Origin of the sequence: Streptomyces sp. LS1784, from assembly GCF_020103755.1 — a bacterium.
GTDB lineage: Bacteria > Actinomycetota > Actinomycetes > Streptomycetales > Streptomycetaceae > Kitasatospora.
Genome location: NZ_JAHSQD010000366.1, coordinates 1 through 8,484, shown reverse-complemented (window position 1 = coordinate 8,484; position 8,484 = coordinate 1). Strand labels below are relative to the sequence as shown.

General features: G+C 72.1%; 9 protein-coding genes. 2 read left to right on the top strand and 7 right to left on the bottom strand.

Features of this window, described 5'->3' with window-relative positions:
- Positions 1–90: 90 nt before the first annotated feature.
- On the bottom strand, positions 91–1,611 hold the full coding sequence (locus KS423_RS31080) for an LCP family protein (protein ID WP_224283103.1): 1,521 nt from the start codon (positions 1,609–1,611) through the stop codon (positions 91–93).
- A 119-nt stretch (positions 1,612–1,730) separates the two neighbouring features.
- Positions 1,731–2,195, bottom strand: a complete 465-nt coding sequence (locus KS423_RS31075; RefSeq protein WP_224283102.1) for a MarR family winged helix-turn-helix transcriptional regulator — start codon at positions 2,193–2,195, stop codon at positions 1,731–1,733.
- 125 nt (positions 2,196–2,320) lie between these two features.
- Between KS423_RS31075 and KS423_RS31070 the strand changes: the two genes are divergently transcribed.
- Positions 2,321–3,349, top strand: coding sequence for an NADP-dependent oxidoreductase (locus tag KS423_RS31070; RefSeq protein WP_224283101.1), 1,029 nt, complete (start codon positions 2,321–2,323; stop codon positions 3,347–3,349).
- A gap of 363 nt (positions 3,350–3,712) precedes the next feature.
- A complete protein-coding gene (locus KS423_RS31065) occupies positions 3,713–4,207 on the top strand; it encodes a DUF3145 domain-containing protein (protein WP_188296478.1) in 495 nt (164 codons plus the stop codon).
- Positions 4,208–4,287: 80 nt separating this feature from the next.
- On the opposite strand, the gene fabF is transcribed toward KS423_RS31065, so the two are convergent.
- From fabF to KS423_RS31040, 5 genes are all read right to left on the bottom strand, one after another.
- Positions 4,288–5,553, bottom strand: a complete 1,266-nt coding sequence (gene fabF, locus KS423_RS31060) for a beta-ketoacyl-ACP synthase II (RefSeq protein ID WP_224283100.1) — start codon at positions 5,551–5,553, stop codon at positions 4,288–4,290.
- A 184-nt stretch (positions 5,554–5,737) separates the two neighbouring features.
- Positions 5,738–5,977: an acyl carrier protein gene (locus tag KS423_RS31055; protein ID WP_224283099.1), complete on the bottom strand. Its 240-nt coding sequence runs from the start codon at positions 5,975–5,977 to the stop codon at positions 5,738–5,740.
- A gap of 75 nt (positions 5,978–6,052) precedes the next feature.
- Complete coding sequence (locus tag KS423_RS31050; protein WP_224283098.1) at positions 6,053–7,084, bottom strand: beta-ketoacyl-ACP synthase III; 1,032 nt, start codon at positions 7,082–7,084, stop codon at positions 6,053–6,055.
- Positions 7,081–8,031 (bottom strand): ACP S-malonyltransferase, encoded by a 951-nt coding sequence (locus KS423_RS31045; RefSeq protein WP_224283097.1) that lies wholly within the window; start codon positions 8,029–8,031, stop codon positions 7,081–7,083. Before KS423_RS31045 ends, KS423_RS31050 begins: the two co-directional genes overlap by 4 nt.
- A 91-nt stretch (positions 8,032–8,122) precedes the next feature.
- The coding region (locus KS423_RS31040; RefSeq protein ID WP_049656697.1) for a CdaR family transcriptional regulator at positions 8,123–8,484 on the bottom strand (362 nt) is incomplete at its 5' end.

Here is an 8,484-nt window from a genome sequence, read left to right as displayed (position 1 = left end):
CCGTCGTCACCGGGCTGCCGGATCCGGAGTAGCGGCCGGTCGGCCGTGGGTCAGCCGCCGGCCGCCGGCCGCGGGCCGCGGGCCGGGTGGTCAGCCGAAGGTCAGGTCGGCGCACGGGTCGGTGTCGGCGTTGCGGGTGTTCTCCGCTATGCCGGTGGGGATGCCGCCCGGGGTGGCACCGGGGGTGCTGCCCGCCGCGGCACCGGCCGGGACGCCGGGCGCCGGGCTCGGGGCGGTCACCGAGTCGATCCGGGTAGCCGCCGTCCGCTCGTCGGGGCCGATGGTGACGGTGATCGCCTCCGAGCCGGGGGACTCGATGACCTTGGCGCCGGGGAAGAGCGCGGCGACCTGGTCGGCGGCGGCCTTCAGCGCGGGGTCGTAGGCGACCCGGGTGGCCCGCTGCCCTGGGGCGTTGGCGCCGAGCGTGATGTTCTGGAAGCCGCGCGCCTTGAGCGCCTCGGCGCCGGAGCCGGCCACGCCGGGCGTGCCGGTCCCGTTGACCACGGTGATCGGCGTCGCGGCCTGCTCCGGGGTGAGCGGGGCGGTCGCAGCGGCGGGGTCGGCGGTGGGGGAGGAGGTCACCTGGCCCGTCCCGATGGTGCTCTGCCCGTCCAGGGTGCGGTCCTCGCGCAGCAGCTTCCAGAGGGTGTCGGCGTCCGGCTGGACCAGCCGCACCCGGTCGCCGGCGAACCGCCAGGGGGCGGTGACGAAGGAGACGTCGGAGAGCTTGATGTCCTGGACCGAGCGGGCGAAGTCCACCAGCTTCATCGCGGTGCCCAGCCCCTCGTCCACGGTGAGCGACTTGGTGGCCGCGTCGGCCAGCGGCAGCAGGGTGGGCAGCGAGAAGCCCTGGCTCTGCACCTTCTTGATCATCGAGGAGAGGAAGGCCTGCTGGCGCTTCATCCGGCCTATGTCGGAGTTGTCGCCGATGCCGTGGCGGGTCCGCAGGTAGTCCACCGCGGACTGCCCGGAGAGCTTCTGGAGGCCCTTCTTGAGGTGGATGCCGTACTCGTTGACGTCGTTGGGCACACAGGCCTCCACGCCGCCCACGGCGTCCGACATCGCGGCCGCGCCCTTGAAGTCGACCACGACGGTGTGGTCGATCCGCAGCCCGGTGAGCTTTTCGACGGTGTTCTGGGTGCAGGCCGGATTGCCGTTCTCGGCCAGGCCCACGGTGAAGGCGGAGTTGAACATCTGGTCGGTCTTCGGCGCCGTCCAGGTGCCGTTCGGCAGCTTGCAGGACGGGATGGTGACCAGGGTGTCGCGGGGTATCGAGACGCCGACGGCGTGCTTGTGGTCGGCGTAGATGTGCACCAGGATCGCGGTGTCCGAGTGGCCGACGCCCTCGTCACCGCCGCCCAGGGAGTCGTTGCCCCCGTCGCGGGTGTCCGAGCCGAGCAGCAGCACGTTGACGGGGACGGAGGCGCCCGGGCTGGCCGGGACGGGGGCCGGCGGGCGCTCGGTGGCGACGCCGCCCGAGTCGAAGGTGGTGATGTTGTTGTCCAGCCGGTGGTAGAACCAGGCTCCGGCGCCCACGACCGACAGCACCAGTACGGCGGCCAGGCCGATGGCGGTCCGCAGGTAGCGGCGCCGACGCGTGCTGCTGCTCATCCTCCGTGCCCCCCGTCTTCAGGTTTCTCGCGTTCGATGTTCGAACGTTAGACGTTCCGGAAGGCGGTTCGGTTACCCCCCCGGGGCCAACGAGCAGCCCCCGGAGCCTGTGATGCTGGTCACGCACCCGGGCCGGAGGCTCCCGCGAGCATCCGCCGGAGCAGGTCGCGCAGGGCGGTGCGCTCCTCCGGGCCGAGCGCGGCCAGCGGCTCGCGCGCGAAGTTCAGCGACTCGCGCAGCTCCTCGGAGGCGGCCGAGCCGGTGTCGGTGGCGGCGACCAGCTTGACCCGGCGGTCCTGCCGGTCGGCCTCGCGGGTGACGAAGCCGCGGGATTCGAGCCGGTCGACGATGCCGGTGATGTTGGACGGCTCGCAGCTGAGCGTCTGGGCGATCTGGCGCATCGGCATCGGTCCGCGCCGCAGCAGGGCGAGCACCTTGGCCTGGGCGCCGGTGAGCGAGCGGGCGGCGGCGGCGTCCTCGTACTCGCGGTGGAACAGCGCGACCAGGTTGGCCATCAGGTCGACGACCTCGCGGGTGATCTCGTCGGGCTGCGGCGTGGCGTCCTGGATCGACTGGGTGTCCATGGTCGAGAGTCTACCTGAAAAGTTGACAAGATGAACCTTTCATGCCCATCGTTACTTCAGTTGCTCAACTTTTCATGCACCTGAACCGCACCTGAACCGCACCTGAACCGCAAGGAGCGCCCCCGATGGCAGAGCAGGCCGCCGCCCCCGCGACCGCCCGTGAATGGCACCTCGCCGCCCGCCCGCAGGGCTGGCCGGTGCCGGCCGACTTCGCCCTGGTCGAGGCCCCGGTCCGGACCCCGGGCCCGGGCGAGATCCTGGTCCGCAACGCCTACCTCTCGGTGGACCCGTACATGAGGGGCCGGATGAACGACGTGAAGTCGTACGTCCCGCCGTTCCAGCTGGGCCAGGCCATGGACGGCGGCGCGGTCGGCCATGTCATCGCCTCCGAGGCCGAGGGCTTCGCCCCGGGCGACGCGGTGCTGCACGGGCTCGGCTGGCGCGAGTACGCCACCCTGAACGCCGGGCACGCGGTCAAGGTCGACCCGGCCGCCGCCCCGCTCTCCGCCTACCTCGGCGTGCTCGGCATGCCCGGCCTGACCGCCTACGCCGGCCTGCTCGCCGTCGGCGGCCTCAAGGAGGGCGACAAGGTCTTCGTCTCCGGCGCGGCCGGTGCCGTCGGCTCGCTGGTCGGCCAGATCGCCAGGCTCAAGGGCGCCTCGCTGGTGGTCGGTTCGGCCGGCTCGGCGGAGAAGGTGGCCAAGCTGGTGGACGAGTACGGCTTCGACGCGGCCTTCAACTACAAGGACGCCCCGGTCGCCCGGCAGCTCGCCGAGGCCGCCCCGGAGGGCATCGACCTCTACTTCGACAACGTCGGCGGCGACCACCTGGAAGCCGCGATCGGCGCGCTGAACGTGCACGGCCGCGCGGTGCTCTGCGGTGCGATCGCCCAGTACAACGACACCGCCGCGCCCGCCGCCCCGCGCAACCTCGCGCTCGCCATCGGCAAGCGGCTGCGCCTGGAGGGCATGCTGGTGCGCGACCACGCCGGGCTCCAGCCGCAGTTCGTCGCCGAGGTGGGCGGCTGGCTGACGTCCGGTGAACTGCGCACCGAGGAGACCGTGGTGGACGGTTTCGAGAACGCCGCCGGGGCCTTCCTCGACCTGCTGCGCGGCGTCAACACCGGCAAGATGGTCGTCCGTCTGGGCGGCTGACGCACAGTCAGGGAGTCGACCGCCCCGCCGCCCCGATCGGGGCGGCGGGGCGGTTTGCCGTGGACGGTTGGCGGCCGGGCGCGGGCGGTCCGGTCGCATTACCGTATTCCGGCCGGATCCGATAGTGCGTCATCCATCCTGCGGCGCCGCGCGGTACGGTGGTCCCGCCGGCGATGGGGCCGTTCGGGGGAGAGATCCGGCCGAGGGGTAGACCTCGTTGAGGATTCGACTAGCATTGAGCGAAAGCCTGTCCGTTTTGCTCAATTTAGTAGCTTAATGTCGGCTAACGTGAGTAACTGCGGGTCAACTGCAGGCACGAGGCAGCTGGGGAAGGCGACCCTCGTCCACAGCCTGGAGGTCCCGGTGACGACACGTGGAGTTCTGTACATCCACTCCGCGCCCCGCGCGCTGTGCCCGCACGTCGAGTGGGCCGTCGCGGGGGTGCTCGGTGTGCGGGTGAGCCTGGACTGGATCCGCCAGCCGGCCGCACCCGGGCATTGGCGTGCCGAGCTCTCCTGGCAGGGGGAGCCCGGTACGGCTTCGAAGCTCGCCTCCGCGCTGCGCGGGTGGCAGCTGATGCGGTACGAGGTGACCAGCGAGCCCTGCGCCACGGCGGAGGGGGAGCGGTACAGCAGCACGCCCTCGCTCGGCATCTTCCACGCCGTCACGGGCATCCACGGCGACATCCTGATCCCCGAGGACCGGCTGCGCGCCGTCCTGCTGCGCGCCCGCAGCGAGGGGGCCGACCTGGAGGCCGAGATCGCCCGGCTGCTCGGCAAGCCCTGGGACGACGAGCTGGAGCCGTTCCGGTACGCGGGCGAGGGCGCGCCGGTGCGCTGGCTGCACCAGGTGGTCTGAGGCCGCCCCCGGAGGAGGCCCGACAGGTACGACGAAGGGGCCGGCGCTCGCGGAGAGCGCCGGCCCCTTCGTCGTGGGCGTCAGCGGGTGCGGAAGGCCAGCACCACGTTGTGGCCGCCGAAGCCGAACGAGTTGTTCAGCGCGGCGATCGGGCCCTCGGGCAGCTTGCGGCTCTCGTCGCGGACGATGTCGGCGTCCACGTCGTCGTCCAGCTCGTCCACGTTGATGGTCGGCGGGGCGATCCGGTGGTGCAGGGCCAGCACGGTGGCGACGGTCTCGACGCCGCCGGCGCCGCCCAGCAGGTGGCCGGTCATCGACTTGGTGGCCGAGACGGCGATGTGGTCGAGGTCGTCGCCCAGCTCCTTGCGCAGCGCCTTCAGCTCGGCGGTGTCGCCCTGCGGGGTCGAGGTGGCGTGCGCGTTGACGTGCACGATCTCGGCCTTGTCCAGCTCGTTGCGCTCGAACAGGTCGGCCAGCGCGCGGGCCACGCCGGCGCCGGTCGGCTCGGGCTGGGCGATGTGGTGGGCGTCCGAGGACAGGCCCTGGCCCACGGCCTCGCAGTAGATCCGGGCGCCGCGCGCCTCGGCGTGCTCGACCGACTCCAGCACGACCACACCGGCGCCCTCGCCCAGCACGAAGCCGTCGCGGGCCTTGTCGTACGGGCGGGAGGCGCGCTGGGGCTCGTCGTTGTTCTTGGACATCGCCATCATGTTGGCGAACGCGGCGATCGGCAGCGGGTGGATCGCCGCCTCGGTGCCGCCGGCCACCACGACGTCGGCGCGGCCGGTGCGGATCATCTCGATCGCGTAGCCGATCGCCTCGGCGCCGGAGGCGCAGGCGGAGACGGGGGTGTGCACACCCGCGCGGGCGCCGACCTCCAGACCGACGTTGGCCGCCGGGGAGTTGGGCATCAGCATCGGGACGGTGTGCGGGGAGACCTTGCGGGCGCCCTTCTCCTTCAGCACGTCGTACTGGTCGAGGAGGGTGGTCACGCCGCCGATGCCGGAGGCGATGACGGTGCCCAGGCGCTCGGGGGCGAGCTTGGAGGACGCGTCGGTGGCGGGGGTCTCGAAGCCTGCGTCGGCCCAGGCCTCGCGGGCGGCGATCAGCGCGAACTGGGCCGAGCGGTCCAGCTTGCGGGCCAGCGGCCGGGGCAGGATCTCGCCCGGCTCGACGGCGGTCTTCGCCGCGATCTTGACGGGCAGGTCCTCGGCCCACTCCTCGGTCAGGGCCGACACACCGGACCTACCGGCGAGGAGGCTCTCCCAGGTGGTGGCGGCGTCGGCGCCCAGCGGCGTGAAGGCGCCGATACCCGTGACGACCACGGTGCGGTTTTCAGCGGTCACTGGTTTCTTCTTCTCTCACGTGTGCGGGGGTCGGCGGCGTGCCGAAGACGGGCCCGGCCGGGCGCCCTGGTGAGGGCGTCCCGGCCGGTGGGGTCGGCCAGGCTCCACGAGCCCGGCCGACCGGTCAGCCTTCGCCGGCGTACGGGACGCCGGCCGGGCTGGCCGAGTCGAACGAGTCGATCGCTCAGGCGTTGAGGATGTAGTTCACCGCGTCGCCGACGGTCTTCAGGTTCTTGACCTCGTCGTCCGGGATCTTGACGTCGAAGCGCTCCTCGGCGGCCACGACGACCTCGACCATGGACAGCGAGTCGACGTCCAGGTCGTCGGTGAAGGACTTGTCGAGCTGGACGTCCTCGGTCGGGATGCCGGCGATCTCGTTGACGATCTCGGCGAGACCTTCCAGGACCTCTTCCTGGGTAGCCATACTGGCCGCTCCTCTTCGGTGTTGAGCGTGTCCGGCCGGCGGCCGGACACAGGCTGGTGGATTGGGCGAATGCGCCTAGGGGAGAGTAACGACTGCCGCGGCGTACACGAGACCCGCCCCGAACCCGATGATCAGGGCCAGGTCCCCGCTGTGGGCCTCACCGCTCTCCAGCATGCGCTCCATCGCCAGGGGGATGGAGGCCGCGGAGGTGTTGCCGGTCTCGGCGATGTCGCGGGCGACGGGCACCGAATCCGGCAGCTTGAGCGCCTTGATCATGGCATCCGTGATCCGCATGTTGGCCTGGTGGGGGATGAACGCACCGAGCTGGTCGGCGGTGATCCCGGCGGCGTCCAGCGCCTGCTGGGCCACCTTCGCCATTTCCCACACCGCCCAGCGGAAGACCGGCTGGCCGTCCATCCGCAGGGCCGGCCACCTGGTCTCCTCGCCCGCGCCGTTGATCGCGTCGGACTTGGCGAAGGCGGTGTCCCAGGCCTCGGTCTGGGTGATGAGGTCGGCCTGCGAGCCGTCAGAGCCCCAGATCAGCTTGCCGATACCGGGCGTGTCGGACGGGCCGACGATCGCGGCGCCGGCGCCGTCGCCGAAGATGAAGGCGGTGGAGCGGTCCGACTGGTCGGTCAGGTCGCTGAGCCGCTCGACGCCGATGACCAGCACGTACTCGGCGTTGCCGCCGCGGATCATGCCGTCGGCCAGGCCCAGGCCGTAGCCGAAGCCGGCGCAGGCGGCCGAGATGTCGAAGGCCGGGGCGTTGCCGCAGCCGAGCCGCTCGGAGATCTCGGTGGCGATCGCGGGGGTCTGCTTGAGGTGCGAGACGGTCGAGACGATCACGCCGCCGATCTGCTCGGGGGCGATCCCGGCCTGGGCGATGGCCTTGCCGGCCGCCTGGACGGACATCTCGGCGACGGACTCGTCCGGGCCGGCCCAGCGGCGCTCGGCGATCCCGCTGCGGGTGCGGATCCACTCGTCCGAGGAGTCGATCCACTCCAGGACCTCGGAGTTGGGGATCACCCGGACCGGACGGTAGCCGCCGACACCGAGGATGCGCGAGTACTGCGCGCCGCTCACCGGACGGATCTGGGGCTTGGTCATACCTGGGTCTCCTGCTCCTGACCGCCGTGCTCCGCGACGAGCTCGCGGGCCTTGTCCAGATCGGCGGGGGTCTTGAGGGCGAGCGTGGCCACACCCTTGAGGTTGCGCTTGAGCAGTCCGGTGAGAGTGCCCGCGGGGGACAGCTCGATCACCGCCGTCGCGCCCAGCTGTCCGAGGGTCTCCATGCAGAGGTCCCAGCGGACCGGGTTGGAGACCTGCGACACCAGTCGCGCCAGCACCTCGGCGCCGGAGTCCACGACCGCGCCGTCCCTGTTGGAGACGTAGCGGACCTGCGGATCGGCCGCGGTCAGGGTCGGGGCCAGCGCAGCCAGCCGCTCGACGCCCGGAGCCATGTGCTCGGTGTGGAAGGCGCCGGCCACCTTGAGGGCGATCAGCTTGGCGCGGGCCGGCGGGTCCGCCTTCAGCGCCTCCAGCTGGGCCAGCGTGCCCGCGGCGACGATCTGGCCGCCGCCGTTGTTGTTGGCCGCGGTCAGGCCGTGCTCGGCGAGCTTCGCCGCGACCTCCTCCGGCTCGCCGCCGAGCACGGCGAGCATGCCGGTCTCGGTGACGGCGGCGGCCTCGGCCATGGCCCGGCCGCGCTCGCGCACGAAGGTCAGCGCGTCGTGGGCGGTGAGCACCCCGGCGCCGGCGGCGGCGGTGATCTCACCGACGCTGTGGCCGGCCACGGCGCCGACCAGCTTGCGGGCGGCGTCCTCGTCCGGGAACAGCTCCCGGGCGGTCACCAGACCGGCGGCGACCAGCAGCGGCTGGGCGACGGCGGTGTCCTTGATCTCCTCGGCGGACGCCTCGGTACCGGCGTGCACCAGGTCGAGCCCGGCGACCTCCGACCAGCCGCGCAGGCGGTCGGCGACGCCGTCGAGCTCCAGCCAGGAGCTGAGGAAACCGGGGGACTGGGCACCCTGTCCAGGGGCGACGATTACGAGCACGGTTCAACCCTCTCTCGCCAGGCGCCCAGGGGCGGGTAGGCGACGGTAACGAAGAAAACCATCCGGGATTGTATGGTCCCTACACTCCGGTTCAGCCGGGCTCGCCGACGGCGTCCAGTCGGCCGAGGGCCAGTGCGATCCGCAGGGTGAACGCCGAACGCACGTCGGAGGGGGCGTACCCCGTGACGTCAGTCACACGTCGCAGCCGGTAGCGCACCGTGTTGGGGTGGACGAAGAGCATCCGGGCCGCGCCCTCCAGCGAGGAGGCCTGCTCCAGGTAGACGCTCAGCGTCTCCAGCAGGGCGGAGCCGGCCTCGTCCAGCGGTGTGTAGATCTCCTCCACCAGCTGACGGCGTGCGGCCTGATCGCCGGCCAGCGCCCGCTCCGGCAGCAGGTCGTCGGCCAGCACCGGGCGGGGGGCGTCCGGCCAGGCGGCGCAGGCGCGCAGGCCGG

Coding starts and splice junctions, on each gene's coding strand:
- KS423_RS31080 (WP_224283103.1), bottom strand. CDS start 1,611: ATGAGCAGCAGCACGCGTCGGCGCCGCTACCTGCGGACCGCCATCGGC.
- KS423_RS31075 (WP_224283102.1), bottom strand. CDS start 2,195: ATGGACACCCAGTCGATCCAGGACGCCACGCCGCAGCCCGACGAGATC.
- KS423_RS31070 (WP_224283101.1), top strand. CDS start 2,321: ATGGCAGAGCAGGCCGCCGCCCCCGCGACCGCCCGTGAATGGCACCTC.
- KS423_RS31055 (WP_224283099.1), bottom strand. CDS start 5,977: ATGGCTACCCAGGAAGAGGTCCTGGAAGGTCTCGCCGAGATCGTCAAC.
- KS423_RS31050 (WP_224283098.1), bottom strand. CDS start 7,084: ATGACCAAGCCCCAGATCCGTCCGGTGAGCGGCGCGCAGTACTCGCGC.